This is a genomic window from Micromonospora sp. C95 (genome assembly GCF_018070465.1).
GTDB lineage: Bacteria > Actinomycetota > Actinomycetes > Mycobacteriales > Micromonosporaceae > Micromonospora.
On sequence record NZ_JAGPXT010000036.1, the window covers coordinates 1 to 26,672 of the forward strand.

Below are 26,672 nucleotides of genomic sequence, written 5' to 3' on the forward strand. Positions count from 1 at the left end.
GGGGTGGGGCGGGGGCGGGAGGCTGTTTTGGCCTGTTCGAGGCGACCTGGTAACCTGGCTCTTCGCGCAGCGATGACGCATGCTCGTCGCGCGCAACAAGCTGACCAACCCGAGCTATCAAGACGAGGCTGTCGCGTGGCGAACATCAAATCCCAGATCAAGCGCAACCGGCAGAACGAGAAGCGCCGGCTGCGTAACAAGTCGGTCAAGTCGTCGCTGAAGACCGCCATCCGCAAGTTCCACGAGGCCGCTGAGGCCGGTGACGTCGAGAAGGCCACCGCCCTCATGCAGGACGCCACGCGCAAGCTGGACAAGGCGGCCAGCAAGGGCGTCATCCACGGCAACCAGGCCGCGAACCGCAAGTCCGCGATCGCCAAGCGCGTCGCGTCGCTCGCTTCCTGAGTTAGCGCCCCAGTCCTGACGGAAGCCCCGAGGCACCGCCTCGGGGCTTCCGCACGTCCGTCCGCGGGTTGTGCTCCGTCTTCGTCCGGCGATCGCCCTGATCAGGACCCGGGCTCGGTGGTACCCGGTCGAGACCCGGTGTCATCCCGATCCGCTGGCGGCCCGCCTCCCTCCGCCGGCTCGGACCGCACCACGACGCCGGGCACGCTGTGCCGCAACCAGTCCACCCGGGCACGCCCGACCACCGGCTCCATCTGCTGGCGGAACCGGTCCCGTTCCTGCTCGGGTACGGCTGCGGCGGAGCGCACCACGGCGGCGGCCACCAGGTCGTTGAGCTTGACCATCACGGCCACCGCGGCGGGTAGCACGAGCACCGCCCACCAGGTCACCAGTTCCGCGAGCGCGAGCAGCGCCGCCAGCGCGACCGACCCCTCGAAGAAGATGAAGCAGAGCACCCCGCCCGGGTTGACGAACCGCAGGCCGAGCGCCCGCGCGTAGAACGGCCGGTACCGCTCCTCGTCGGCCGGGACCGTGGCCCACGAGCCACGGAGGGCTCCGCTCACCTGGCGCCGCCCTGCCGAGCGGCCGCCACCGAGAAGACCGCCTTCTCCAGCGCGTACGCCCGGTCGTCGGAGCCGCCCTTGACCGCCGCGTTGCACTCCGCCGCCGCCCGCATGGCCAGGACCAGACCGTCGGGGCTCCAGCCACGGGCCTGCCGTTGGGCCCGTTCGACCTTCCAGGGTGGCATGCCCAGGCTGCTGGCGAGTTGGTACGGGCTGCCCCGGCCGGCCGAGGCGACCCGGGCGACCGTACGGATGCCGTCGGCGAGGGCGTCGGCGATCGGCACCGGATCCACCCCCACGTGCAGGGCCCAGCGCAGCGCCTCCAGGGCACCCGGGAGGTCACCGACCATCGTGGCGTCCGCCACCGTGAAGCCGCTCACCTCCACCCGGCCCCGGTAGTAACGCGCCACCGTGTCGGCGCCGATCCGGCCGTCGGTGTCGGCGATCAGCTGCGAGCAGGCCGCCGCGAGTTCACGCAGGTCGTTGCCGACCGCGGCGAGCAACGCCTCGGCGGCGTCGTCCGTGCACCGCCCGCCGGCCCGGCGGATCTCGTCGCGGACGAAGGCCACCCGATCGCGGTGGCCCTTCAGCCTGGCGGCGGGCACGACCCGGGCACCCGCCGACTTCAGGCCGTCGGCGAACGCCTTGCCCTTCGCACCGCCGAGATGCGCCACCACGAGCAGCACCTCGGGGTCGGGGTTCTTCGCGTACGCCAGCAGGGCGGCGACCAGGTCCTTGCGGGCGTCCTGACCGGACCGGAGCACCAGCACCCGACGCCCGCCGAACAGCGACGGGCTGAGCATCTCGTCGATCTCACCGACGGTGAGCTGGCTGGCCTGGTACTCACGCACGTCGGCGCCGGAATCGGCGGCACGGGCGGCGGCAACGGTTTCGGACACCGCGCGCGTGGCGAGCAGCTCCTCGTCGCCGAGGACGAGCACAATAGGAGCGGCACTGGCGGCGGTCACGCCGCCCATATTCGCACGCTCGGCCGGTCGGTCCAGTCTGCTCGTCCCTACTCTGTCGGCAGACCCCGCACTCAGCGCAAATCCAGACATACGCCTTATCTTCCGCTTTTCGCGGTAAATCGCCGTCGATTCATCACGGTGGACGGACCCGGTCCACACCAGCAATCACCACCGCCAGCCCTCGGGGCGACCGCACCACCGCCACGTCACCGCCGACATCGGTACGCAGCACCCGCGCCCCGCCCCGGGCCAGCCGGGCCAGCACCGCCTCGTTGGGGTGGCCGTAGCTGTTTCCCGCGCCGACCGGCACCAGCGCCACCGCCGGCCGCACCGCGTCCAGAAAGGCCGGATCCTGGTACGCGCTGCCGTGGTGGGCAACCTTCAGCACCTCGGCCTGCAGCCCGTTCGGTGGCAGCCGTTCCCGCAGCGCCCGCTGTTCCTCCACCTCGGCGTCGCCGGTGAGCAGGATCCGCACCCGGTCGACGGTGGCGAGCAGCACCAGGGAGTTGTTGTTCGGGTCCGAACGGGTTCCGCGCATCGGGTACGGCGGGCCGAGCACGGTCAGGTCGACCGCGCCGGCCCGGTAGCGCCAGCCCGCCGGTGCGGCGACCACCGGTGTGCCGTGTGCTGCGGCGGTGCCACGCACCAGGTCCCGGCCGGCCACCGGCTCCGGCCACTGCGGAACCAGCACCGTGTCCACCCGCCTGCCCCGGAATATCCCGGCCACCCCGCCGGTGTGGTCCACGTGGAAATGGCTGACCACCAGCAGCGACACCCGACGTATGCCGAGCCGACGCAGGCAGGCGTCCGCCGCCGCCGGATCCGGGCCGGCGTCCACCACGACCGCCCGACCGGCCGCCACCGGCAGCAGCACCGTGTCGCCCTGACCCACCGCGCAGGCCGTGACGACCCAACCGTCCGGCGGCCACCCGGGCGCGACCACCCGCACCGGCAGGGCACCCAGCACGACCGCGACGGCGCAGACCGCCACCAGGCGGCGTACCAGCGGGCGCCGGGCCGCGACCAGCAACGCCACGGTCAGCACCGCCAGCAGCAGTGCCCCGGACACCCCGCCGGGCCAGGGCAGGTTGCCCGCCGGCAGCCGGGCGCCGTACCGGGCGACAAGTACCAGCCACCACGCCGGCCAGTGGGCCAGCCAGGCGAGCAACTCCGCGCCGCCGGGCCAGATCGGCGAGAGCGTCGCCGCCGCCACGCCGAGCACCGTCGCGGGCGCGATCGCCGGCACCGCGAGAAGATTCGCCGGCACCGCAACCAGGCTGACCGTGCCCGTCAGGCCGGCGACCACCGGCGAGCAGGCGAGTTGTGCGGCGGCCGGCACCGCGAGCGCCTCGGCCGCCCCCGGCGGTACGCCCCTTCGACGCAGAGCGTCCCGCCAACCCGGTGCGAGCAGCAGCAGACCGCCGGTGGCCAGTACGGACAGCGCGAAGCCGGGATCGCCGGCCAGATCCGGGTCGACCAGCACCAGCACCGCCACGGCCGCGGCCAGCGCGGGTACTGCCGCCCGGGGTCGTCCGGCGGCCAGTGCGGCGAGCCCGATCGCGCCCATGGTGGCGGCGCGTACCACGCTCGGCGACGGCCGAACCAGAATGACGAAGCCCACCAGGGCCAGCCCGCAGAGACCGACGGCCAGCGCGGGACCGGCTCGGGCCCAGCGGGCCAGCAACAGCACCGCCCCGACGACGATCGCGACATTCGAGCCGGAGACAGCGTTCAGGTGAGTCATCCCGGTGGCCTGGAAGTCCTCCTCCACCGGGTCGGGCAGCCGACTGGTGTCCCCGACGACAAGGCCGGGCAACAGGCCACCCGGATCGTCCGGCAGCGGTGCACACGCCTGCTGGAGACCGGCGCGGAGCCGACCGGCCGCACGTTGCAGCGCCGAGGGGGTATCCAGTCGCACCGGCGCACCCACGGCCTTCACGACCGCCCCGGTGAGGTCGCCGCCGCGCGGCTGGGCCAGGCGGCCGTCGGCGGTGAGCCGTTGCCCGGGCAACAGCCCGCGCCACGCCGGATCGTCGGCGAGCACAAGTACCCGCGTGGGTACGGCGATCCGCTGACCCTGCGGCCCGGTCAGGGTCACCAGCCTGGCCGGCACCAGCAGGGTCGGTGGACGCCCCACGATGCCGCCGCGTACCGGCCGGGGATCGTCCCGGACGATCAACTCGGCGGTGACCCGGGCCCGCTCGTCCACCAGGGCACGCAGCGGGGCCGCGTCCCGTACGGTCAGCCGCGCCGAGGTGGCCGCCCCGCCACACACCACGCCGATCAGGATCGCCACCGCGACCCAGCCGTGGCGACGCACGGCCGGGCCGGGTCGCCCGACGAGACCGCTCAGGTGCAGTGTCGCCATCCCCGCGAGACCGGCCGCGACGGCGGCGAGCAGCAGCGTCCGTCGAGCATCGAGATGCAGTCCCGCCAGCGCGGTGAGCCAGGCCGCCACCGCCAGCCCTGCCGTGCGGAGGTCGGGTGCGCCCCCGCCGGTCACGACAGCGGGGATCCCGGCCGGCGGCGCGACCGGGGCGGGCGACGCCCTCACACCGTCACCAGGTCCTTGAGCTGTTCGTACCGCGCGTCGCCGATCCCGGTCACCTGACGCAGGTCGCCGACGGACCGGAAGCCGCCGTGCTGATCGCGATACTGGATGATCCGCTGGGCGAGCACGGGACCCACCCCGGGTAGCGACTCGAGCTGCGTCGACGTCGCGGTGTTCAGGTTGACCCGCCCACCCGGGCCCGGTCCGCCACCCGGCAGCGGGCCGGTGCCGACGCCGGGACCCGCCGCGCCCGACGGTGCTGGTACGCCGACCAGGATCAGTTCGCCGTCGCTGATCCGACGGGCCGGATTGAGCATCGCCACGTCCACCCCCGGCAACGCGCCTCCGGCGGCGTCGAGGGCGTCTGCCACCCGCGCGCCGGCCGCCAGCCGCACCAACCCGGGCCGGCGGACCTTGCCGGCGACGGCGACCACCAGTTCCCCGGGCGACTCCGCCGCCGGTCTGCCCGGCTCGTGGCCGGCCTCGACGGACGGATCCGGTGTCCCGGCGGCACCGGTCTCGGCGACGACCGGCTCCAGCTGAGGACGGGATCGCCAGGTCCAGATGCCGGCGGCCAGCACCACCAGCACGGCGACGGCCGCGAGCGCCCGCACTCCCCGCCGCCCCGGGTCGAAGGCACTCGGCCCCGGAAGGAGCTTCGGCGTCGCCTCGTCGACCGTCCGCCCCCGCCCGGCGTCGACCGGTACCTCGTCGCTGAACCGAAGCGGACCATCGGCCCGGGCCAGCCCGCCGTGGCTTACCGGACCACTGGGCCGGGTCGGCCCGCCATCGCTGACCGGACCACCGTCACCGACCCGGTCGGCGGCCTGGACCGGCAGCAGCACGGTCGGCCACTCCGCGGCCGGCGGCGGCCCGCCGGACACCCCGGAGGTCGGGGGCAGTTCGACGGACGGGGGCCGCCCGACGCGCGGGGGCAGGTCAACGGACGGCGGCCACCCGGTGAGGGCCGGCGTCCGGTCGCCGCCCGACAGCGGTGGTGCGGCAGCGTGCCCCGGCAGGTCTAGCGTGCCGGGCATCAGTTGCCACAGACGCCGCCGGACCACCATCTCCTCGTCCTCGTCCTTCGACACGGCGCGACGTTAGGGCGGCCAGGCCCGGTCGAGCGCGCCGCGCCGGGCCGTCTGTGGACAGCCCGAGGCACTGTGGACAACGCCCTGATCATGCACCCGATCTGCTATGGCCTCCGCGCGTTGCCGGGCCGCCGCCCGTCGTCACCGAGACGCCCGCACGGGCCCGATCCCACCGACACGTGCCACGCGGGTCCCCGAACCGCCGGTTCAGTCGGTGCGCGCCTGCGGATCCGGACCGAGGACGGCGCGCCCGCCGTCGACCGGCAGGGTCACCCCGTTGACGAAGCCCGCCGCCGGCGAGAGCAGGTACGCGACCGCCTCCGCCACGTCCTGCGGCTGCCCGATCCGGCCCACCGGGTGCAGCCGGGCCAACTCCGCCTCGATTCGCCGCGCCTGGTCCGGCTCGGCCTCGGCGAGAAACGCCTCGTGTCGCTCGGTGGCCACCGAACCGAGGGCGATCGCGTTGGCTCGGATGCCGTGCCTGCCGTACTCGACGGCCAGTGCCCGGGTCAGCCCCTCCACCGCCGCCTTGGCCGTGGCGTACGGCAGGCAGCCTGGCACCGGCCGGCTCGCCTGGTGAGACGAGACGTTGACCACGGCGCCAGCGGTGCCGGCGGCGAGGAAGCGGCGCACCGCGGTGGCGGCACCGACCACGGTCGGACGCAGGTTGCGGGTGATCAGGTCGACGACCTCGCCGACCGGCGCGTCGTGCACCGAGGCGTCGCGGAAGACAGCGGCATTGTTCACCCACCCGGTGAGCGGGTCGAAGCGCTCCGCCCGGTCCGCGGCCCGTCCGGCGACGCCCTCGTCACCGGCGTCACCGACCACCGCCGCGAGCTGGTCGGCCCGGTCATGGCCGTCCACCCAGGACAATGCCCCCGGATCGCGTTCGACCACCACCACCGTCCAGCCTCGGGCGAGCAGGCACTCCACGATGCCCCGCCCGACCCCGCGCCCCCCGCCGGTCACCACACAGGACATCCGCCCGCACCTCCCCAGCCCGGCCCACGATCAATCCTCGCCCACCGAGGCCACAAGCGGCGAGCGGGTCAGCCGGCAGGGTCCGCCGCACGGTGGATCACCACACAGGCGAGGCCGGGCCCGACGTGCACAGCGACGGCGGCACCGGCCTCCGAGACGTACGTGTCACGCAACCGGTCACCGAGCCGGGCGGCAACCGCGCCGACGAGTTCCTCGGCTCGCTGCGGTGCGTCGAGATGGTGTACGGCCAGGTCCACCGGGCCGTCGCCGGCCGCCTCGACGGCAAGGTCCACCAGACGCGCCATGCCCCGACTGGCGGTGCGGACCTTGTCCCGCAGCACGATGCGTCCCTCGGGCATGTGCAGGATGGGCTTGACCGACAGGGCGGTGCCGAGCAACGCCTCGGCCGCGTTGATCCGTCCGCCGCGACGGAGGAACTCCAGCGTGTCGACGTAGAAGTGGATGCTGGTACGGCCCACGGCCGCTGCTGCCGCGGCGCGTACGCCGGCCAGGTCGCCGCCCCGCGCGGCGGCCCGGGCCGCCGCGATCGCCGGGAAACCGAGACCCATCCCGCAGGAGCGGCTGTCGACCACGCTGACCCGGTCGTCCAGGTCGGCGGCGGCCAACTCGGCGGCCTCGACCGTGCCGGAGAGTCCGGCCGACAGGTGCACCGATACGACGCCCTCCGCTCCGGCCGCCAGCAGTTCCCGATAGGTGCGGGAGAACTGCTCGGGCGACGGGCGGGAGGTGCTCACCGACACCCGCCGCGCGCGAAGCGCCCGAGTGGCGTCCGCCGGGAAGGTCTCGACGCTCTCCAGTCCTTCGACGCCGGCCAGCACCACGGTCAGCGGTACCACGGTCAGCCGGTGCTCCCGCACCAGCTCGGGCGGCAGGTAGGCGGTGGAGTCGGTGACGACCGCGACTGGCATGCGGGCACCGTAGCGGATCAAGCTGGGCGGCTGCCTGACCGCGTCCGCTCAGACCGGCTCGGCGGAGACCGGGACCGCGGTCGCGCCGGCACCGGCCCCGGCGGCCGGAACGTCCATCGGGCCGACGTTGTGGGCGCGCAGGTGCCAGCCGCGGTCCACGTCGTGGCGCAGTTCCGTCCAGTGACAGTTGCGCAGCGAGCCGACGGCCCGCAGCACGGCGTGCTCCCAGCCGAGCAGGTGGCCGCAGCCCTGGCGGGCGGCGCCGCCGTGGGTGGCGATCACCACGGTGCCCCCGGGCAGTTGGTCGGCGGCCTCCTGCAACGCGGTGCCGATGCGTTTACCCAGCGTGTCAAGTGGTTCGACGTCCGCGCCCGGATCGGGGTCCCCGGCGCGCCAGCGGGCGTACTCCGCGGGGAACCGCTGCGCCACCTCAGTCAGCAGCAGCCCCTGCCAGGCGCCGAAGTGCCGCTCCCGCAGGCGGGCGTCGGAGCGTACCGGCAGGCCGGTGAGCGCGGCCAGCGCGGCGGCGGTGTCCGCGGCGCGAGTCAGGTCGCTGGCAACCAGGGCGTCCGGGCGCAGCGCGGCCAGCAGCGGCGCGGCCGTGCGCGCCTGTTCCCGGCCGCGATCGTTGAGCGGCACGTCGGTCTGTCCCTGAACCCTGCTGGCGGCGTTCCAGTCGGTGTTGCCGTGCCGCCAGATGATCAGCCTGGTCACTCGCCCGATCCGGCGGCGGCCTCGGCGCGGGCGAGGTCCCGCTCGACGAACGGGATGGTCGGGCAGTCCTTCCAGAGCCGGTCGAGGGCGTAGAACTCGCGTTCCTCGGTGTGCTGCACGTGCACCACCACGTCGACGTAGTCGAGCAGCACCCAACGGCCACCGCGCTCGCCCTCCCGGCGCACCGGCTTCGCCTTCTCCGGCAGGTCGAGCAGGGCTTCCTCGATGGCGTCGACGATGGCCAGCACCTGGCGCTCGTTCGGGGCCGCGGCGAGCAGGAACGCGTCGGTGATGGCGAGTTGGTCGCCCACGTCGATGATGACGATGTCCTGAGCCTTCTTGTCGGCCGCGGCCTGGGCAGCGACGATCGCCAGCTCGTGGGCGCGTTCGGAAACTGTCACCGTTCTCCTTCGATCAACCGTGCGAGGCTTCCAGCCTCTCACACGGCCCGGATTCCCGACTCACCAGTTTCAGCCGGAAAGAGGCATGAAACGGTCGAATCACGCCCGGTATAGGCACCGTTTCGCGATGTACTGCACCACACCGTCGGGCACCAGATACCAGACCGGTTCGCCCCGGGCGACCCGGGCCCGGCAGTCGGTGGACGAGATCGCCATGGCCGGGACCTGGACCAGGCTGACCGTGTCGGCGGGCAGGTGCGCGGCGGTCAGCTGGAAGCCCGGCCGGGTGACCCCGACGAAGTGGGCCAGCTCGAAGATCTCGTCGAGGTCCTTCCAGCTCAGGATGCGCTCCAGGGCGTCCGCGCCGGTGATGAAGAACAGTTGCGCCTTCGTCCCGTACTGGGCGCGCAGGTCACGCAGGGTGTCGACGGTGTAGGTGGGCCCGCCCCGGTCGATGTCGACCCGGCTGACCTGGAACCGGGGGTTGGACGCGGTGGCGATCACCGTCATCAGGTAGCGGTCCTCGGCCGAGCTGACCGGGACGTCGGCCTTCTGCCATGGCTGCCCCGTGGGCACGAAGATCACTTCGTCGAGGCCGAATCGGTCCGCCACCTCGCTCGCGGCCACGAGGTGCCCGTGATGGATCGGATCGAACGTGCCGCCCATGATGCCGATCCGCCGGATGTCTTCCTCCACCCCGTGATCCTAGGGCGTGCCCGCGCGGAGCCGGGCCGGGCCGACACCATGCGGCCCGGCACGGCTCCGGTCGTCATGCGGTGGTGGCGGCCACCGCCGTGCGCGCCACCAGGGCCCGACGCAGATCGTCGTCGGCGTCGGTGACCACCCGGCGCAGCCCTGGCGTGAGGTCGTCGCGGGCCAGCAACGCCGCAGCCGCCTCCCGGGTCGGCTGGGACACCGCGTGGCGGGGAAAGGCCAGCTTGGCAACCTCGTCGGCCACCCAGGGCGTACGCAGCCGCGCGGCAGCCGGCATGTCGGCGAAGTAGCTGTCGACGTAGCCGCTCGTCAGTTCCACCTGCTCGGGCTGCCAGAAGCCCTCCGCCGTCGCCTCGACCAGCCGATTCGACAACTCCGTGTTCGACACGATGATCTCCCACGCGGCCTGCTTGGCCGCGGGTTCGGGCAGGGCGGCCCGGCACCGGGCGGCCCGCTCGGCACCGGTGGCGCTGGGGTCGGCCGCCGCCTCGGCCGCGATCTCGGCCGCGCCGGCGGCATTGAGGACCACCAACCGGCCGAGCAGTGCCCACCGCAGCTCGGCGTCCACGGCCAGCCCGGCGGGGACGGCCCGGCCGGCGAGCCAACCGGCGAGCAACTCGGCGTCGGTGCTCGCGGCGATCAGCCCCCGAGCGGCGGCCAGTTGCAACGACTCCCCCGGCGCGGCGTCGTCCAGCAAGCGTCGGCAGGATTCGGCGACCCGGGCCAGGGCGGACTGTCGCGCCAGCGGATCGAGATAGCGATCGATGAGCGAGCGACTCATCGCCAGCACGTCCTCGACGATGATCACTTCCCGCTCGGTGGGCAACGCCGCGACGATCAGATCGACAAGTCCGGTGACCGGCCGGTCCCCGTCGGTCGCGGCGTCCATCGCCTCACCCCAGAGCAGGGCGCGGGCCAACGGGTCGGTCAGGCGGGGCAGCAGCAGTGGCACCGCGTCGGCCGAGGCGGCGTCGAGGCGGATCTTGGCGAAGGTCAGGTCGCCGTCGTTGGGCAGCAGCACGGCGGCTGCCGGTTCCCCGGCCAACCCGTCGAGCCGGGTACGGCCGTCGTCGGTCTTCGGATCGAGGTCGACCTCGATCCGCTCGGCGGTGCCGTCCACGGCGTACCGGCCCACGCCGATGCGGTGCGGGCGCAGCGCCGGGTGCGTCGGCGGCGCGGTCTGCGCGATCACGACCTCGTCGTACCGGCCCTCGGCGTCCACCGTCACCTCGGCCCGCAGCGTGTTCACCTGCGCGGTCCGCAGCCAGGACGCCGCCCAGTCGGTCAGCTCCCGGCCGCTGCTGGCGGCCAGACTCTCGAGCAGGTCGGCGAGGGTGGCGTTGCCGAAGCGGTGCCGGGCGAAGTGGTCGTTGAGGCCGGCCAGGAACGCCTCGTCACCGAGCCAGGCCACCAGCTGCCGCAGCACGCTGGCCCCCTTGGCGTACGAGATGCCGTCGAAGTTGAGCAGCCCCTCCGCGGCGTCGGTGACCTGCTCGGGCGCCACCGGATGGGTGGAGGGGCGCTGGTCGGCGGCGTATCCCCACGCCTTGCGGCGCAGCGCGAACGTCGTCCACGCCCGGTCGAACCGGGTCGCCTCGGCGGTGACCCGGGTGCCGAGGTACTCCGCGAACGACTCGTTCAACCACAGATCGTCCCACCAACGCATGGTGACCAGGTCGCCGAACCACATGTGCGCCATCTCGTGGGCGATCGTGGTGGCCCGCAGCTCGCGCTGGCTGTCGGTGACCGCCGAGCGGAACACGTAGTCGTCGCGGAAGGTGACCAGGCCCGGATTCTCCATGGCACCGGCGTTGAACTCGGGCACGAACGCCTGGTCGTACTTGCCGAACGGATAGCGCTCGTCGAACAGCTGGTGAAACCGGTCGAGACACTGCTTCGTGACGGTGAGGATCTCCGCCGCGTCGGCGTCGAGATGCTCGGCGAGGGAGCGCCGGCAGTACACACCGAGCGGAATTCCGTCGTGGGTGTCCCGGCGGACGTGCCAGGGACCGGCGATCAGGGTGAAGAAGTACGTGGCGATCGGCAGGGTGGGGGCGAACTCCCAACGACCCGGCTCGGGGTTGGCCGCCAGCTCCGCGTTGGCCGCCACCGTCCAGTGCTCCGGCGCGGTCACCGACAGCGTGACCGGTGCCTTGAGGTCCGGTTGGTCGAAGGCGGCGAAGACCCGCTGCACGTCGTCCAGGAACGACATCACGTACAGATAGGTCTCGCCGTCGGCGGGGTCGACGAAGCGGTGCATCCCCTCGCCGGTGTTCGTGTACGCCATCTCGGCGTCGACGGTAAGCGTGTTCCGCGCCGCCAGGCCGGTGAGCGGCAGCCGGTTGTCATCGAGGGTCGCGGGATCGACATCGGTGTCGTTGAGGCGTACGGCGAGCAGGGCCGCCGGCTTGACCTCGACGAAGGTCTCGGTGCCGGTGGCCCGGAACCGGACCGTGACATGGGATCGGAACCGCTCACCGTCCCCGGTCAGGTCAAGGTCCACCTGGTAGGACTCGACGGTGATCGACGCGCCACGCGCGGTCGCCTCTGCACGGCTCAGGCTCGGCATCCGCTTATCCTGCCCGATGAGGGAACGAACCGGCTTCCTCATTTCCCCTGGCACTGGAGGACGGGACCATGACAGCGCACCCCAAGGGTGACTTCGACCTCTCCCGGGCGGTCTGGCAGCGGGCCGAGGGCGACACCTCGGAGGCCGCCGTGGAGGTCGCCTTCGTCGACGATCTCATCGGCATGCGCAACTCCGCCGAGCCGGACGGCCCGGTGCTGGTGTTCACCCAGGCCGAGTGGGACGCCTTCGTCGCGGGCGCCCAGGACGGCGAGTTCGACCTGGATTGAGCGCGGGTGCGGCGGTGGCCGCGAACGTGTACCGGTCGCGCCCGGACCGAGCGACGACCGATGGCGTCCCCGGCCGCCGCGCTAGCCGCGGTCACCGTCGCCCCAGCCGAGGCCACCGGGGCCGGGCGCGTGATGGAAACCGGCGTGGCCGGCTACATCCACACACCGTTCGGCGTCCGGCCCGAGGGCACCGCAGAACAGCCGCTCGGCGTGCTGCCAGGCGTCGGCCGGCGACAGCGCGGAGGCACCGATCGCCAGCTCGGGCCGGAGCACGCTCAGCGCCTCGGCGTACCCGACCGCCACCTCGCGCGCGGCGACGAGATCGGCAGCGGTGAAGCCGAGATGGACGGTGAAGTGACGGTCGGGCCGAGCTGGCCGGCGCGGCTGCCCCACCAGCGGTAGCCGATCCCCGCCGGCCGCCCCGGCCTTCCAGCGGCGCCAGTACGCCGCACGGTTGTCCCGCATCCGTCCTCCCCGTGGCACGCCGAACCCCTGCTGTGGCGACGCACCGACCGTGCCGTTCGGGCCCGGTGGCTGGATCACCGCCGGACCGGTCGACGCCGCCCGATCAAGCAAACCAGGCTTCCCCGATGCGGGGAGGGGCCAGCAGCCGCTCCACCTGACCGGCCTGGCGTCACTGCCGCCCGTCAGCGCGGTTCATCGGCCCCTGACCTGGGTAGATATCACCTGCGACGGTTGGACGGCCGGTCGGCGACGGCCGCGCCCCGGCAGCAGGGACCCCGATGGCGACCATTCCGACGGACCGCAGTCCGGACAGCACCCTGGCCTTCCTGCGGGCCGGCTACCGGTTCGTCGGCACGCGGTGCGAGCGGTACGGCACCGACATCTTCCAGACCCGCCTGCTGCTGAAACCGACGATCTGCCTGCGCGGCAGCGCCGCCGCCGAACTCTTCTACGACACCGACCGGTTCGTGCGCGAGGGTGCCATGCCGGCTCGCGGTCAACGGACGCTCACCGGCCGGGGCGGCGTCCAGGGTCTCGACGGCGACGCCCACCGCGACCGCAAGGCCATGTACCTGTCGCTGATGACGCCGATCGCGGTACGGCGGCTCGGGCAGCTCTTCGCCGACGAGTGGCAGGCCCGGCTGCCCACCTGGGAACTGTCCGGCACGGTGAACCTGCACACCGAGGTCGCATCGATGCTGACCCGAGCTGTCTGCGCCTGGGCGGGGGTGCCGCTGAGCGGCGGCGAGCTGGACCGGCGTACCGCCGATCTCCAGGCCATGATCGACAGTGCCGCCGCGATCGGTCCCCGGCACTGGCGTGGTCGGCTGGGTCGTCGGCGCGGCGAGCACTGGGCCGGTGATCTCGTCGAGCGGGCACGCGGCGGGTCGCTGTCCCCGCCCGACGGCAGCGCTCTACGTGTGATCGCCGAGCATCGCGACGGCGCGGGGCATCGGCTGCCCCGCCGCGTCGCCGCGGTGGAACTGCTGAACGTGCTCCGCCCGACGGTGGCGGTGGCCCGGTTCGTGGTCTTCGCCGCGCTGGCCCTGCACGACCATCCCGCCTGGCGGCAGCGGGTACGCGACGACGAGGACGCCACGCAGTTCGTGCAGGAGGTTCGCCGCTACTACCCGTTCTTCCCGGTGACCACGGCCCGGGTCCGTCGGGACTTCGACTGGCAGGGTTACCACTTCCCGCAGGGCCGACGGGTGCTGCTGGATCTCTACGGCACCGATCATCACCCCGAGGTGTGGCCGGAGCCGGAGCTGTTCCGACCGGAGCGCTTCGCTGGCTGGTCAGGGGACCCGTTCACGCTGGTGCCCCAGGGTGGCGGAGGCCATCTCACCGGCCACCGCTGCGCCGGCGAGTGGATCACGATCGAGCTGATGAAGCGGGCGGTGACACTGCTCACCGAGGACATCCGCTACGACGTACCGCCGCAGGATCTCGCGGTGGACCTGAGCCGGATGCCGGCACTGCCGGCCAGCGGCTTCGTGGTCACCGCCGTGCGGCGCACCGGCTGAGCCCGGCTTAAGCGGTGACCGATTGGCCATTCTTCTGCGAAAACGCCGCCGACGCTCAAGGATTGGAGGAAGGTCGGCGTCTCACGGACGGTGATCGGTCACAGTCGGACGGATCGCCCGCGCATCCTCGGAGGTGACACCGATGTCACATCGGTCAGGCGACCGCACCGTACGCGCGCGGGTCCAGCTCGCCGCCATGATCGTGTCGGGGATCCTGCTGCTGTTCGGCGTGCTCGGCTTCGTGCCCGGCATCACCACCGACTACCACGAGCTGACCTTCGCCGGACCCCGGAGCCGGGCAGAACTGTTCGGGCTGTTCCAGGTGTCCGTGCTGCGCAACCTGGTGTTCATGATCAGCGGCCTGATCGGTCTGGTGCTGGCGCGGCGGCTGACCGGGGCGCGGGTCTTCCTCGCTGTCGGCGGCGCGCTGTATCTCCTGCTCTGGATCTACGGCCTGGCGACGGCCGACGAGAGCACCGCCAACTGGCTGCCGGTGAACGGCCCCGGTGACTGGTTGCATCTGGCTCTCGGCCTGTGCATGCTGGCCCTCGGCCTGCTGCTGTCCAACCGGGTCGGTACCGCTGGCCGACTGGACGAACCGATCGACAGTCCCTGATCGAGCTCAGGCCGGAACCGGAAGTCGCTTGGCGAAGCAGGCACGATACGGCCGGCCACCGGGCGCACCGTCATCGGCAACCAGCTCGTAGCCGCAGGCCCGGAACAGTGCCGCTGCGGGAAGATGCGAACCGGCCTCCACCCGCACCACCGAGTACCCCCGCTGGTACGCCAACTCCTCCAGCGCGGCGACCAATTGGCGGGCGACACCCCGGCGGCGGTAGGCCGGACGCACGTACAGCTGCGCCAGCTCGCCGGTGTCGTCGTCGCGCACCCGCATCCCACCGCACGCCACCGCCCGGCCGGCGAGTACGACCGTCAACCAGCAGGTGTCGCCGCGCGTGCCGACGTCCCGCCCGGCCCCGCCGGCGATGTCGCCCAGCTCGCGCTCACCGGCCGCGGCGAGTGCGGCGACCTCCGGATCCGTCAGCGGGCGGGACTCGATAAGCATCACCCCACGCTAGGGCGACGAAATTTCGCGAAGGTTTCCAACAGTTGTCCCCATTTCGGAGCGCATCGAGCTATTCGGCGTCAGTCCCGTCGGCGGGTGCCGACTCGACCTCGTCGGCCGGTCGCTGCCGGCGTGCCTTGCGGGCCGCCAGCCGCTCGGCCGCGCTGGCCCGGGTCGGCTTCTCCTCCAGCCGGACGTCACGGCCCCGGGTACCCGGGACGAACTCGGCACCGGCGTAGAGCGTGGGCTGCCAGTCGAACTCCCGCTCACCGATCCGAACCAGGTCACCGGGCTGCGCGCCCGCCTTGGCCAACTGCTCCTCGACGCCGAGCCGGGCCAACCGGTCGGCGAGGTAGCCGATCGCCTCGTCGTTGTCGAAGTTCGTCTGACGCACCCAGCGCTCGGGGCGGACACCGCGCACCGTGTACGAGCCGTCCTCCTCGGCCTCGATGGTGAAGCCGGCGTCGTCGACCGCCTTCGGCCGGATCACGATCCGCGTCGGTTCGACCGGTGGTGCCGCCGCTCGCGACTGTTCCACCAGTTCCGCCATCGCGTAGGTGAGCTCCTTGAGCCCTTCCCTCGTGGCTGCGGAGACCTCGTAGACCCGCAGACCACGCGCCTCCAGGTCGGGTCGGACGATCTCGGCGAGGTCGCGGCCGTCCGGCACGTCGACCTTGTTCAGCGCGACCAGCCGGGGGCGGTCGGCCAGCCCGCCGTACTCGGCCAGCTCCGCCTCGATGGTGTCGATGTCGGCCAACGGGTCCCGCCCCGGCTCCAGGGTGGCGGTGTCGATGACGTGCACCAGCACCGCGCAGCGCTCGATGTGCCGGAGGAACTCCAGCCCCAGCCCCTTGCCGGTGGCCGCGCCCGGGATCAGCCCGGGCACGTCGGCGACGGTGAAGGTGTGGTTGTCGAGCCGGACCACGCCGAGGTTCGGCACCAGCGTGGTGAACGGGTAGTCGGCGATCTTGGGCTTGGCGGCGGAGATCACCGAGATGAGCGACGACTTTCCGGCCGACGGGAAACCCACCAGGCCGACGTCGGCGACGCTCTTCAGCTCCAGCACCACGTCCAGTTGTTCGCCCGGCTCACCCAGTTCGGCGAAGCCCGGGGCCTTGCGGCGCGAGTTGGCCAGCGAGGCGTTGCCCCGGCCACCGCGACCGCCCCGGGCCACCTCGAAGGTGGTGCCGGCGCCGACCATGTCGGCCAGCACGGTGCCGTCGCTGGTCTGCACCACCGTGCCGTCGGGCACCTTGAGCACCAGGTCGGCGCCGTTGCCACCGTCCCGGTTCGATCCCGCGCCGCCTCGCCCGTTCTCCGCCTTCACGTGCGGTCGGAAATGGAAGTCGAGCAGCGTGTGCGCCTGCGGATCGACCACCAGCGAGACGCTGCCGCCGTGCCCGCCGTTGCCTCCGTCCGGGCCGCCGAACGGCTTGAACTTCTCCCGGTGGATCGAGACACAGCCGTGCCCGCCGTCGCCGGCCTGCAGATGCAGGACGACCCGGTCAACGAACGTCGTCACGACGTAATCCTTCCAGCGGGGCCCGGCCCCGCGTGAGAAAAGGCGAAGCGGGCCGGGACATCAGGTCCACGGCCCGCTTTCGCCGGACAGCTACTGCTGCGGCACGATGCTCACGGTCTTGCGACCGCGCCGGGTGCCGAACTGGACCGCACCGGCGGCCAGCGCGAAGAGCGTGTCGTCTCCGCCGCGGCCGACCAGGTCACCGGGGTGGAACTTGGTGCCACGCTGACGGATGAGGATCTCACCCGCGCTGACGACCTGACCACCGAAGCGCTTCACGCCGAGTCGCTGGGCCGCGGAGTCACGACCGTTACGCGAGCTGGACGCACCCTTTTTGTGAGCCATTGGAGGACGACCTACTTCCCGCTGGAGATGCCGGTCACCTTGACCTGGGTCAACGGCTGGCGGTGACCCTGGCGCTTGTGGTAGCCGGTCTTGTTCTTGAACTTGTGGATCCGGATCTTCGGGCCCTTGGTGTGCGCGGCGATCTCGCCGGACACCTCGACCTGAGCGAGCTTCGCCGCGTCGGTCACCAGGTCGTCACCGTCGACGAGGAGCACCGCGGCGAGCTTCACCGCGTCACCGGGGGCACCGGTGAGCTTCTCGACCTCGATCACGTCGCCCTCGGCGACCTTGTACTGCTTGCCGCCGGTCTTGACGATCGCGTACATCGGAGGCGGACTCCCTGTCGTTGAGGCTGCTAGCGTCTTTTCCCACCGTTGCCGGTCGGTCGTCCCCACGGCGGCTCGCCAGGCAGCAGAAGCACGGCGGCGCGGGCACGCGGGAACTCGGCACACCAAAGTGCGCCGCAGGTTAGCGTACGCCATCCTCGGGCCGGGACCCAAACCGGGCCTGGCCGGTCACCGGCCGCAGAGCCGGTCGAGGCGCTGCTGCAATCGGTCGAGCGAAGCGCCCTCAAGCGCCTCGATGTCGGTGCCGAGCCGGCCGACCTCGGTCGACAACTCCGTCAGCAGTTCCTTGAGCTGCCGGTCGTCGGCGCGGGCCGCCTGCGCTCTGAGCGCCTTCTCCCAGTCGGCCAGGGCTGCCTCGGCCCGCCGGCCGGCGGCCTGCGCGTCGGCGGTGTCGCCCGCACCGGTCGCCGTGACCATCGCGGCGAGGTGCTCGACGTACTTCTTGCCGGCCGCACCGCTCGCCTGTTGCGCGGCGGCGCAGACCTCCGGGGCGTTTCCGCCTGCCGCCCCGGGAGCGGGGGTCGCCACCGGCTGCTCCGGGGTGGGCGTCGCCGGACCGGCGGTGGCCTCGACGCGCGTCGAGGCCGGGGCGGTCGGTTCGGTCGGACCGCCGCGCTCGGCCGAGCAGGCGGTGCCGACAAGCAGTGCGGCGGCGGCGGCCACGGTGACGGCGAGCGGTCGGCGCATCGTGTCCTCCTTCGGGCGGCCGGGTCGAGGCGCCCAGTGCCCAGGGCACCCGGACGGACCCGCCGTGCCCGGACCGGTCCGGGCGGCCGCTCATCGACGATACGGGACGGCCCCGCCCGGCGGACATCACCACCGGACGGGGCTCGTCGACCGTCGAGCGCAGCTGGCCCTACCGGCCACCCCTAGGGCCGGGTACGGCGACGCGCACCGCCACGACGGGAACGACGCCGACCGTTGCCGCTCTCGCCACCGTCGTCCTCGTCGGTCTCGCCGAGTGCGTCCGGGTCGTCCGGGGCGGCGAGCCGGGCCGACTCACCCTGCTGGCTGTCGGCGACGTCCGGCGCGGCCGGGGTATCCGTCTCGTAACGCGACAGGTCGTAGCCCATGGTGTCGTGGAAGTCGGCGTCAGCGGTGCTCGTGGTGTCGGTCTCGGTGACCTCCACCACGGTCCGCTCCGCCGAGGCGGCGCCCTTACGCGCTCGGCGCCGGGACGAACCAGTCGTCTGCTCGGCCGCCGGGGCACCCGCCGAGGCGACCGCCTTGACCTTGTCCCCGCCACCGGAGCGCGGCTTCTCCGGCACCGGTTCGGTGTGGATGACCAGGCCCCGACCCTTGCAGCACTCGCAGGTCTCGCTGAACGCCTCCAGCAGCCCGGCGCCGATCCGCTTGCGGGTCATCTGCACCAGACCGAGTGAAGTGATCTCGGTGACCTGGTGCTTGGTACGGTCCCGGCCCAGGCACTCGGTCAGCCGGCGCAGCACCAGTTCCCGGTTCGACTCCAGCACCATGTCGATGAAGTCGATCACCACGATCCCGCCGATGTCCCGCAGCCGCAGCTGCCGGACGATCTCCTCGGCCGCCTCCAGGTTGTTGCGGGTGACCGTCTCCTCCAGGTTGCCCCCGGCACCTGTGTACTTGCCGGTGTTCACGTCGACCACCGTCATCGCCTCGGTCCGGTCGATCACCAGGTGGCCACCGGAGGGCAGGAAGACCTTGCGGTCGAGGCCCTTGAGGATCTGCTCGTCGATGCGGTACTCGGCGAAGACGTCCGCGGTGCCGACGTGCCGGCGCAACCGCGCGACCAGGTCCGGCGACACGTGCGACAGGTACGACTCGACCATGTCGTACGCCTCGTCGCCCTCCATGACCAGCTCGCGGAAGTCCTCGTTGAAAAGGTCGCGGACCACCCGGATCACCAGGTCGGGCTCCTGGTACAGGAGCACCGGCGCACCGCCCTCGGCGGCCTTCGCCTGGATGTCCTCCCACTGTGCCTGGAGCCGCTTGACGTCCCGGGCCAACTCGTCCTCGCTGGCGCCCTCGGCCGCGGTCCGGACGATCACCCCGGCGCCGTCGGGCACCAGCTTCTTCAGCACGTCACGCAGCCGCTTACGCTCGGTGTCCGGCAGTTTGCGGCTGATCCCGGAGGCATTGCCACCGGGTACGTAGACCAGGTGCCGGCCGGAGAGCGCGATGTGGCTGGTCAACCGGGCGCCTTTGTGCCCGATCGGATCCTTGGTGACCTGCACCAGCACCGAATCACCGGACCTGAGGGCCTGCTCGATCGAACGGGCCCTCCCCTCCAGGCCGGTGGTGTCCCAGTTGACCTCGCCGGCGTACAGGACCGCGTTGCGTCCCCGGCCGATGTCGACGAACGCCGCCTCCATGCTCGGCAGCACGTTCTGCACCTTGCCGAGGTAGACGTTGCCGGCCATCGTCCCGGCGGAACTGCGGGTGACGTAGTGCTCGACCAGGACGCCGTCCTCAAGCACGGCGATCTGGGTCCGGTCGCCGCGCTGGCGGACCGCCATGACCCGGTCGACCGCCTCACGGCGGGCCAGGAACTCCGACTCGCTGAGGATCGGCGGGCGGGTTCGGCGCTGCTCCCGGCCGTCCCGACGGCGCTGCCGCTTGGCCTCCAGACGGGTCGAGCCGGACACACCCTGCACCTCGTCGACCGTGCGACGCGGCTCCCTGATCTTCACCACGGTGGGCACACCGTCGTCGGCGGCGCCGTCGGTGTCACCCGCCCCCCGCCGACGCCGCCGGCGGCGTCGGCGGGTCATCCCGTCGCCCTCGGCCTCGTCGCTCTCCTCGGAATCGGACTCGGAATCGGACTCGGAATCGGAATCGTCCGTCCCGGCCTGAACGGCTTCCGCAGCCTCGCTCTCCTCGGCCTCCTCGCCGTCCTCGGCGCCACCCTTGCCCCGGCCCCGTCCCCGGCGACCGCGACGACGGCGACGCCGGCCGCCTGCGGTCTCCTCGTCGTCCTCGTCCTCGGTGGCCTCCTCGGCCGCCACCGCCGGTTCCTCCTCGACCTCGGTCGCCACCGCTGGCTCAGCCTCCCGCCGGCCCCGGCGACGCCGCCGGGACGGCTCGGCCGGCTCCTCGGTGGGCTCCTCCTCGGTGGGCTGCGCGGCGGCGGCGCGGGCGGCGACCACCTCTTCCGGCGCCATGAACAGCACCGTCGGCGCGGTGAGTGCGGCCTTACGACGGCGGGACCGGGTCTCTGGTTCGGCCGACGCAGCCTCCGTGCCCACCGGCCTCTCGGTGCTCTCCGGCGCGACGGCATCCGGCGGCTCAGCGGTCGCCGCCGCCTCGACCGTCTGCTCCGGGTCGGCGGCACCCTCGGCGGGCAGCGCCGCGGAGCCGAAGTCGGTGCCGGCCGCCGGTGCGAGCTCGACCTCGGCGGCGGGCTGCGTCGGCTCGGCCTCGGCGGGCGGCTCGATCGTGGCTTCGGCCGCCGGCTCGGCGGGCCCGGACGCGGACTTTCGGCGACGGGTACGGGTCACCTTGACCGGCGGGACCACATCGCCGTCGGCGGCCTCCGCCGCGGCCACGGCCAGCGGCTCCTCGACGGCCTTCTGCCCGGTGGTCGCCTTGCGCCGGCGTCGCGGCGTCTTCGCGGCCGGGTCGAGATCACCGGAGACCGGGGCGAACACCTCGGCCTGGGGCGCTTCGCCGCTGCCCACCGCCGCGGCTGCGGACGCTTCCACCGGCGCGTCGGTCTGCTCGGGCCGACTGACCGAGGTGGCCCGGCGGCGAGTCGTCCGGCGCCGCGGGGCCGGCTCGGCGTTCGGCGCACCAGCCAGGTCGGCGGTGCCACCCAGGTCGGCGGTGCCACTCACGGCACCGGCGATCTCCTCCGGCGGGTCTGCGACCGGGTCGGGTTCGGCCGCGTCCGGCGGCTGTGATCCCGTCGCCGCTGCGGTGCTGTTCTCGGCGGTGTCGTCGGCCGGGTTGATGCCGGCTCGTTCGCTGCCCTCGGGCTCGTTCTCGAGCATGGACGTTCTCCAGTTCTGGCTTCCCCGGGCGCGGGTGAGCGCTGCCACGCAGGGTTGCCGCAAAAGGTGTTTCCCCGGGCGCACGAGGTGCGCGCCGGCGAAGTCTGCCTGCCTGGACGCCGACCGTCGGTCAGCGCCCGCCGATGGTTGCCCCGTCGCGGTCCGCGTCCAGCGGGTCCACGATCGCGCCCTGCGCGGTCAGCGTGCCCTGAGCCAGCCGGATCACCTTCGGGGCCACCGGCGGCTCCAGGCCGGCCACCACGCGGAAGCCGGAAAGGACGTCATCGGGCCGCACGGACGGGGTGACCTGCCGCACGACCAGTTCGAGTATCGCACACGGTACGGCCGGGTCCCCGGAAGGCGTCGCCGAAGCGGGACTCACATCGATGTTCACGACTGCGGCGCGTGCGTCGAAGGTGCGCCGCCCCTGCTTGGTCATCCGCTCGACCAGCACCTCGTCGGCGGCGGTGAAGACGGCCACGGCCTTGGCCAGTACGTCGGGATCCACCTGCGGAAGTTCGATCCGCCAGCGGGACGCCTCGATCCGGTCGGGCAGGCTCGCGCCGCTGGCCACCACGGCGTCGAGCACGTCGAGGCCGGGCGAGAGTGCCGCGTCCAGCGCCAACCGCAGTTGCTCCGGATCGACCGGCTCACGCAGGCCGATCTCCAGATACTCGGCCTCGCTGGCCACCCCGGTCGGTGCCGCGCTGGCGTACGAGATCTTCGGGTGCGGGGTGAAACCCTGGGAGAAGGCCACCGGTACGCCGGCCCGGCGCAGCGCCCGCTCGAAGGCCCGGGCGAAGTCCCGGTGCGAGGTGAACCGCAGCGGGCCACGCTTGGCGTACCGGATCCGGACGCGCTGGACGACCGGTGCCTGGCCGCCCTCGGGCTGTGGTTTCCTACTGATCGTCGTGCTCCTCGGTGTCGGGCCCCACCCGTGCCGCCGGACTACTGGGCGCCGGCGGACAGCTTCATGCCGTTGACCGGGGTCAACGGGAGCAGCTTCCGGCCGGTCGGGCCGATCTGGATCTCGGTGTCCATCGCCGGGCAGACGCCGCAGTCGAAGCAGGGCGTCCACCGGCAGTCGTCCTGCTCGTACTCGCCGAGCGCGTCCTGCCAGTCCTGCCAGAGCCAGTCCTTGTCCAGGCCCGAGTCCAGGTGGTCCCAGGGCAGGACCTCCAGTTCGTCGCGCTCCCGGGTGGTGTACCAGTCGAGGTCCACCCCGAAACCGGGCAACACCTCGGCCGCCGCGTCGACCCAGCGCTGGTACGAGAAGTGTTCGCTCCAGCCGTCGAACCGTCCGCCGTTCTCCCAGACCCGACGGATCACCGCGCCGACCCGACGGTCACCCCGGGACAGCAGGCCCTCGATCAACGACGGCTCACCGTCGTGGTAGCGGTACCCGATCGCCCGGCCCAACGAGCGATCTGCGTTGATGGCCTGCTTGAGCAGCTTCAACCGGTGATCGATGACCTCCGGCCGCTGCATGGCCGCCCACTGGAACGGGGTGTGCGGCTTGGGCACGAACCCGCCGATCGAGACCGTGCACCGGATGTCCTTGGAGCCGGTCGCGGCGCGCCCGGCCCGGATGACCTCGTGCGCCATGTCGGCGATCTCCAGGACGTCGGCGTCGGTCTCGGTCGGCAGACCGCACATGAAGTAGAGCTTCACCTGACGCCAGCCGTTGGTGTACGCGGTGACCACCGTACGGATCAGGTCGTCCTTGGACACCATCTTGTTGATCACCTTGCGGATCCGCTCCGACCCGCCCTCCGGGGCGAAGGTCAGGCCGGTCCGCCGGCCGTTGCGGGACAACTCCTGGGCCAGCTCGATGTTGAAGGCGTCCACCCGGGTCGACGGCAACGAGAGCGAGACATTCGTGCCCTGGTACTGCTCGGCCAGGCCGGAGCACATGTCACCGATCTCCGAGTGGTCGGCCGACGACAACGACAACAGCCCCACCTCGTGGAAGCCGGAGAATTCCAGCCCCTGCTGCACCATCTGCCCGACCGTGGTGATCGAGCGCTCCCGAACCGGACGGGTGATCATGCCGGCCTGGCAGAACCGGCAACCCCGGGTGCAGCCCCGGAAGATCTCCACCGCGTACCGCTCGTGCACCGTCTCGGCCAGCGGCACGAGCGGCTTCTTCGGGTACGGCCAGGCGTCCAGGTCCATCGTCGTGCGCTTGTGCACCCGGAACGGCACGTCCGCCCGGTTCGGCACGACCCGCTGGATCCGGCCGTCCGGCAGGTAGTCCACGTCGTAGAAGCGCGGCACGTAGACACTCTCGGTACGCGCCAGCCGCAGCAGCAGTTCGTCCCGGCCCCCCGGGCAACCCTCGGCCTTCCACTCCCGGACGATCCCGGTGATCTCCAGGACCGCCTCCTCGCCGTCGCCGAGCACGGCGGCGTCGACGAAGTCGGCGATGGGCTCGGGGTTGAACGCGGCGTGCCCGCCGGCCACGATCACCGGGTCGGCGTCGGTGCGGTCGGCGGCGAGCAGCGGGATGCCGGCCAGGTCGATCGCGGAGAGCAGGTTGGTGTAGCCCAGCTCGGTGGCGAACGACACGCCGAACAGATCGAAGTCGCGGACCGGGCGGTGCGCGTCGACGGTGAACTGCGGCACGCCGTGGGCGCGCATCAGCTTCTCCAGATCCGGCCAGACCGCGTAGGTGCGCTCGGCGAGGGTGTCCGGCAGCTCGTTGAGCACCTCGTAGAGGATCTGCACACCCTGGTTGGGCAGTCCCACCTCGTACGCGTCCGGGTACATCAGCGCCCACCGTACGGTCGCCGCGTCCCACTCCTTGACCACCGCGCCCAGCTCACCGCCGACGTACTGGATGGGCTTGGTCACCTGGGGCAGCAGCGGCTCCAGGCGGGGCCACACGGAGTTGGCCGCCACGGGACGCGAAGTGGTGGACGGGACGCTCATGATGCCCAAGGGTACGCGGTGCTCCACCGCCAGCCGCGCCGACGGGGCGAGTGCGACCGGTCAGGTTGTCGTACGCAGACGCGACCGCCCCCGCCGGACACCCTCGCTCGTCACCGCGTGGAAAAAGATCATGACGCCGATGCCGACCAGTCCGATGACCGGGCTGACGAACCAGCCCAGCGCCCCGCCGATGAGATAGAGCGCCATGCCGACCACCGGCCGGATCCGTTGGCTGGACACGAAGGCCCGGCCGATCCCCTCCCCGAGCAACATCGGGTGCCGACGGAGGTAGGCGAAGAAGGCGAGCCAGGGTGCGGACATCGCGGCGGCGACGAGGGCATAGAGCAGCACGGCGACCCGGCGGTCGCGGTCGGTGCCGGCGTGGGCGAAGGCCTCGGCGAGCACCGAGGTCGGGAACGGGATGATCACCACGCCGAGCAATAGCCACAGGTTGATCCAGTTGAGGCCGAGCGTGGTTCCGCGGATGAGGCGCAACAGGGTGTGGTGGTTGAGCCAGAGCACGCCGACGTACCCGAAGGAGAGCAGGAAGGCCAGGTACGCCGCAGCCTGTTCGAGCAGGGCGTGGAGCAGTTCTCCCGGCGCATGGTCGGGAACCTGGAGTTCGATCACCAGCAGGGTGATCACGATGGCGAAGACCCCGTCGCTGAAGCCCGTCATCCGGCCGATATCGCTCACCGGTGACGTACCGGGCTTCGTCTGCGATTCGGACATAGGCCGAGACTAAGGGCATCCGTCCGACCACCATCGGTGAACGGCAGCTGCCGGCGCACCCGCTCGGATCAGCTGTCCTGTCATCCCGGGTCGGTCCCGGTGGCACACCGGTACTAACCTCGGACCGGCGCGAGAGGAGATTGCCGCGATGCCGGAGCCGCAGCCGGGAGCCGACCGGCCGGTCGACGGGAGCCGTCCGGATGAAAACCGGGGCGGGGAGCCGGCGGTCACCCACGAACTGCCCAACGACCCCGCAGCGGCCGACGGTCAGTCGGCCAGCTCGGACGAGACCAAGCAGGCCGACAACGAGCCCGTCGACGTGGCACCCACCGAGGCGGGCCCGCCCGCCGACGTCGCGGCACCCACCCGGATCGACCCACCCGCCGACGCCGACCCCGACGGCAGGCAGCCCTCCGTCCCGCCGGAACCGCCTGTCGGTCCGCAGGGCACCCGCGTGCTGCCCGAGTCCGCGCCGGAGACGGCGACCCCGCGCTGGAGCGGCTCGGCACCGGTACCGCCGGCAACACCGCGCCGACGGGGCTGGGGCGAGTCGGCCGAACCCACCCCGGCGCCGGCCCCCCCGGTGCCGCAGCCGGAGCACCAGACGCCTGTGGATCCGTGGGCCGGCGTCGACACGAGCGGCTGGGATCTTCCCTCGACCGATTTTCCCGCCCTGCCGCCGACGCTGTCCTACCCGAGCCCACCGCCGACCCGGCCGTACTCCGGCCCCCCGACGCCGGTCTCGCCGGTTCCGCCGCCCCAGCCCGCGCCACAGCACCAGCCCGCGCCACAGCACCAGCCCCAGGCCGCGCCGCAGCACCAGCCCCAGGCCGCGCCGCAGCACCAGCTCCCACCCGGGGTCGGGCCGCGGCAGCAGCCACAACCGCCCGGCCCCTACCCGCCCGGCCCGGCCGGCCCACCGGCGTCACCACCGCCGCGTGGTCGGCGGGGCAGGAAGAAGGCCAAGGCTGGACCGGTCGTACCTCCCCCGGGTTGGCAGCCACCCGCGGGGTACGTCCCGGTGCCGGTCCGCAAGCGTCGTCGTTGGCCCTGGTTGCTGCTGTTGACCCTGGCCTGCTGCTGCGGCTGCCCGGCCTACTACGGCGTGCCGATGGCCAGCCAGTACCCGGCCAACGCCGCGTTGCCCCAGCAGGTGGCCGACCTGCGGCTGCGCGAGGACCCGCGCAGCACCCGCGACGCGCGGCAACTGGAGACCCAGATGCGCCAGTCGCACTGGCTCGCCGAGGACACCTTCGCCGGGATCTACCACACCAGCAACGGCAAGCGGGTGACCGTCTTCGGCGGCACCGGCTTCCGGTTCACCCCGTCGGCGGATGCCGACGCCGAGATCGAACGACTCAGAGACCAGTACGCACTCGGCGAGAAGCAGATCATGGAGACCGGCGTCCGGGGTCGCCACGAGCGTTGCGCCGTGGGCCGCACCGACGGTGTCGGCGCGGTGGTGTGCACCTCGGCCGACCACGGCAGCATCACCACCGGTGTCTTCACCGGGCTCTCCGTGGACGACAGCTCCCGGCTGCTGGGCACCCTACGGGACCAGATCGTCACCACCGACGGTTGACCGAGGTGGCCGGCCACCCGC

The 26,672-nt window shown here is 72.5% G+C and carries 25 protein-coding genes; 5 read left to right on the forward strand and 20 right to left on the reverse strand.

Annotated features, from left to right (window positions below; genetic code table 11):
• The first annotated feature begins 135 nt into the window (after nt 1–135).
• Nucleotides 136–402 (forward strand): 30S ribosomal protein S20, encoded by a 267-nt coding sequence (rpsT, locus tag KBX00_RS26410; RefSeq protein WP_210830771.1) that lies wholly within the window; start codon nt 136–138, stop codon nt 400–402.
• Nucleotides 403–503: 101 nt separating this feature from the next.
• Here rpsT and KBX00_RS26415 read toward each other — a convergent pair whose 3' ends face one another.
• The 10 genes from KBX00_RS26415 to pepN all read right to left on the reverse strand — a co-directional run bounded on the left by KBX00_RS26415 (nt 504) and on the right by pepN (nt 11,883).
• Complete coding sequence (locus KBX00_RS26415) at nt 504–965, reverse strand: hypothetical protein (protein ID WP_210830772.1); 462 nt, start codon at nt 963–965, stop codon at nt 504–506.
• Nucleotides 962–1,942: a DNA polymerase III subunit delta gene (holA, locus tag KBX00_RS26420; RefSeq protein WP_210830773.1), complete on the reverse strand. Its 981-nt coding sequence runs from the start codon at nt 1,940–1,942 to the stop codon at nt 962–964. The genes KBX00_RS26415 and holA overlap by 4 nt, the downstream gene beginning before the upstream one ends.
• Before the next feature lie 124 nt (nt 1,943–2,066).
• Entirely contained in the window at nt 2,067–4,487 is a 2,421-nt protein-coding gene (locus KBX00_RS26425) for a ComEC/Rec2 family competence protein (protein WP_374225369.1), read from the reverse strand.
• Nucleotides 4,484–5,329 (reverse strand): ComEA family DNA-binding protein, encoded by an 846-nt coding sequence (locus KBX00_RS26430; protein ID WP_374225370.1) that lies wholly within the window; start codon nt 5,327–5,329, stop codon nt 4,484–4,486. Before KBX00_RS26430 ends, KBX00_RS26425 begins: the two co-directional genes overlap by 4 nt.
• A gap of 453 nt (nt 5,330–5,782) precedes the next feature.
• Nucleotides 5,783–6,556, reverse strand: coding sequence for an SDR family NAD(P)-dependent oxidoreductase (locus KBX00_RS26435; protein WP_210830774.1), 774 nt, complete (start codon nt 6,554–6,556; stop codon nt 5,783–5,785).
• Between the two features lie 68 nt (nt 6,557–6,624).
• Complete coding sequence (locus KBX00_RS26440; protein ID WP_210830775.1) at nt 6,625–7,485, reverse strand: DegV family protein; 861 nt, start codon at nt 7,483–7,485, stop codon at nt 6,625–6,627.
• A 48-nt stretch (nt 7,486–7,533) separates the two neighbouring features.
• Nucleotides 7,534–8,199, reverse strand: a complete 666-nt coding sequence (locus tag KBX00_RS26445) for a histidine phosphatase family protein (protein ID WP_210830776.1) — start codon at nt 8,197–8,199, stop codon at nt 7,534–7,536.
• Nucleotides 8,196–8,600: a ribosome silencing factor gene (gene rsfS / locus KBX00_RS26450; RefSeq protein WP_210830777.1), complete on the reverse strand. Its 405-nt coding sequence runs from the start codon at nt 8,598–8,600 to the stop codon at nt 8,196–8,198. The genes KBX00_RS26445 and rsfS overlap by 4 nt, the downstream gene beginning before the upstream one ends.
• Nucleotides 8,601–8,699: 99 nt before the next feature.
• Nucleotides 8,700–9,296: a nicotinate-nucleotide adenylyltransferase gene (nadD, locus tag KBX00_RS26455; protein ID WP_210830778.1), complete on the reverse strand. Its 597-nt coding sequence runs from the start codon at nt 9,294–9,296 to the stop codon at nt 8,700–8,702.
• A gap of 73 nt (nt 9,297–9,369) precedes the next feature.
• Complete coding sequence (gene pepN / locus KBX00_RS26460) at nt 9,370–11,883, reverse strand: aminopeptidase N (protein WP_210830779.1); 2,514 nt, start codon at nt 11,881–11,883, stop codon at nt 9,370–9,372.
• A gap of 68 nt (nt 11,884–11,951) precedes the next feature.
• On the opposite strand from pepN, the gene KBX00_RS26465 reads away from it, so the two are divergent.
• Nucleotides 11,952–12,170: a DUF397 domain-containing protein gene (locus KBX00_RS26465; protein WP_093407559.1), complete on the forward strand. Its 219-nt coding sequence runs from the start codon at nt 11,952–11,954 to the stop codon at nt 12,168–12,170.
• 81 nt (nt 12,171–12,251) lie between these two features.
• Here KBX00_RS26465 and KBX00_RS26470 read toward each other — a convergent pair whose 3' ends face one another.
• Nucleotides 12,252–12,635: a hypothetical protein gene (locus KBX00_RS26470; RefSeq protein ID WP_210830780.1), complete on the reverse strand. Its 384-nt coding sequence runs from the start codon at nt 12,633–12,635 to the stop codon at nt 12,252–12,254.
• Nucleotides 12,636–12,913: 278 nt separating this feature from the next.
• Between KBX00_RS26470 and KBX00_RS26475 the strand changes: the two genes are divergently transcribed.
• Complete coding sequence (locus tag KBX00_RS26475; RefSeq protein WP_210830781.1) at nt 12,914–14,158, forward strand: cytochrome P450; 1,245 nt, start codon at nt 12,914–12,916, stop codon at nt 14,156–14,158.
• A 142-nt stretch (nt 14,159–14,300) separates the two neighbouring features.
• The gene (locus tag KBX00_RS26480; protein WP_210830782.1) at nt 14,301–14,774 is read left to right on the forward strand and encodes a DUF4383 domain-containing protein; all 474 of its coding nucleotides are present in this window, start codon (nt 14,301–14,303) and stop codon (nt 14,772–14,774) included.
• A gap of 6 nt (nt 14,775–14,780) precedes the next feature.
• Here KBX00_RS26480 and KBX00_RS26485 read toward each other — a convergent pair whose 3' ends face one another.
• From KBX00_RS26485 to KBX00_RS26525, 9 genes are all read right to left on the reverse strand, one after another.
• The gene (locus KBX00_RS26485; protein ID WP_210830783.1) at nt 14,781–15,224 is read right to left on the reverse strand and encodes a GNAT family N-acetyltransferase; all 444 of its coding nucleotides are present in this window, start codon (nt 15,222–15,224) and stop codon (nt 14,781–14,783) included.
• Between the two features lie 70 nt (nt 15,225–15,294).
• On the reverse strand, nt 15,295–16,746 hold the full coding sequence (obgE, locus tag KBX00_RS26490; protein ID WP_210830784.1) for a GTPase ObgE: 1,452 nt from the start codon (nt 16,744–16,746) through the stop codon (nt 15,295–15,297).
• A 90-nt stretch (nt 16,747–16,836) separates the two neighbouring features.
• Nucleotides 16,837–17,091 carry a 50S ribosomal protein L27 gene (gene rpmA / locus KBX00_RS26495; protein WP_091197044.1) on the reverse strand — a complete coding sequence of 85 codons (255 nt, stop codon included), beginning with the start codon at nt 17,089–17,091 and terminating at the stop codon, nt 16,837–16,839.
• A gap of 11 nt (nt 17,092–17,102) precedes the next feature.
• A complete protein-coding gene (gene rplU, locus KBX00_RS26500) occupies nt 17,103–17,417 on the reverse strand; it encodes a 50S ribosomal protein L21 (protein ID WP_093407572.1) in 315 nt (104 codons plus the stop codon).
• Between the two features lie 189 nt (nt 17,418–17,606).
• Nucleotides 17,607–18,125 carry a hypothetical protein gene (locus KBX00_RS26505; RefSeq protein ID WP_210830785.1) on the reverse strand — a complete coding sequence of 173 codons (519 nt, stop codon included), beginning with the start codon at nt 18,123–18,125 and terminating at the stop codon, nt 17,607–17,609.
• A gap of 182 nt (nt 18,126–18,307) precedes the next feature.
• Nucleotides 18,308–21,406 carry an Rne/Rng family ribonuclease gene (locus KBX00_RS26510; protein ID WP_210830786.1) on the reverse strand — a complete coding sequence of 1,033 codons (3,099 nt, stop codon included), beginning with the start codon at nt 21,404–21,406 and terminating at the stop codon, nt 18,308–18,310.
• 130 nt (nt 21,407–21,536) lie between these two features.
• Complete coding sequence (locus KBX00_RS26515) at nt 21,537–22,256, reverse strand: TIGR03936 family radical SAM-associated protein (protein WP_210830799.1); 720 nt, start codon at nt 22,254–22,256, stop codon at nt 21,537–21,539.
• Nucleotides 22,257–22,354: 98 nt separating this feature from the next.
• Nucleotides 22,355–24,337 (reverse strand): TIGR03960 family B12-binding radical SAM protein, encoded by a 1,983-nt coding sequence (locus KBX00_RS26520; protein WP_210830787.1) that lies wholly within the window; start codon nt 24,335–24,337, stop codon nt 22,355–22,357.
• A gap of 60 nt (nt 24,338–24,397) precedes the next feature.
• Nucleotides 24,398–25,069, reverse strand: coding sequence for a TMEM175 family protein (locus KBX00_RS26525; RefSeq protein ID WP_210830788.1), 672 nt, complete (start codon nt 25,067–25,069; stop codon nt 24,398–24,400).
• A gap of 148 nt (nt 25,070–25,217) precedes the next feature.
• Between KBX00_RS26525 and KBX00_RS29500 the strand changes: the two genes are divergently transcribed.
• A complete protein-coding gene (locus tag KBX00_RS29500; RefSeq protein WP_301548667.1) occupies nt 25,218–26,651 on the forward strand; it encodes a hypothetical protein in 1,434 nt (477 codons plus the stop codon).
• The last annotated feature ends 21 nt before the right edge of the window (nt 26,652–26,672 follow it).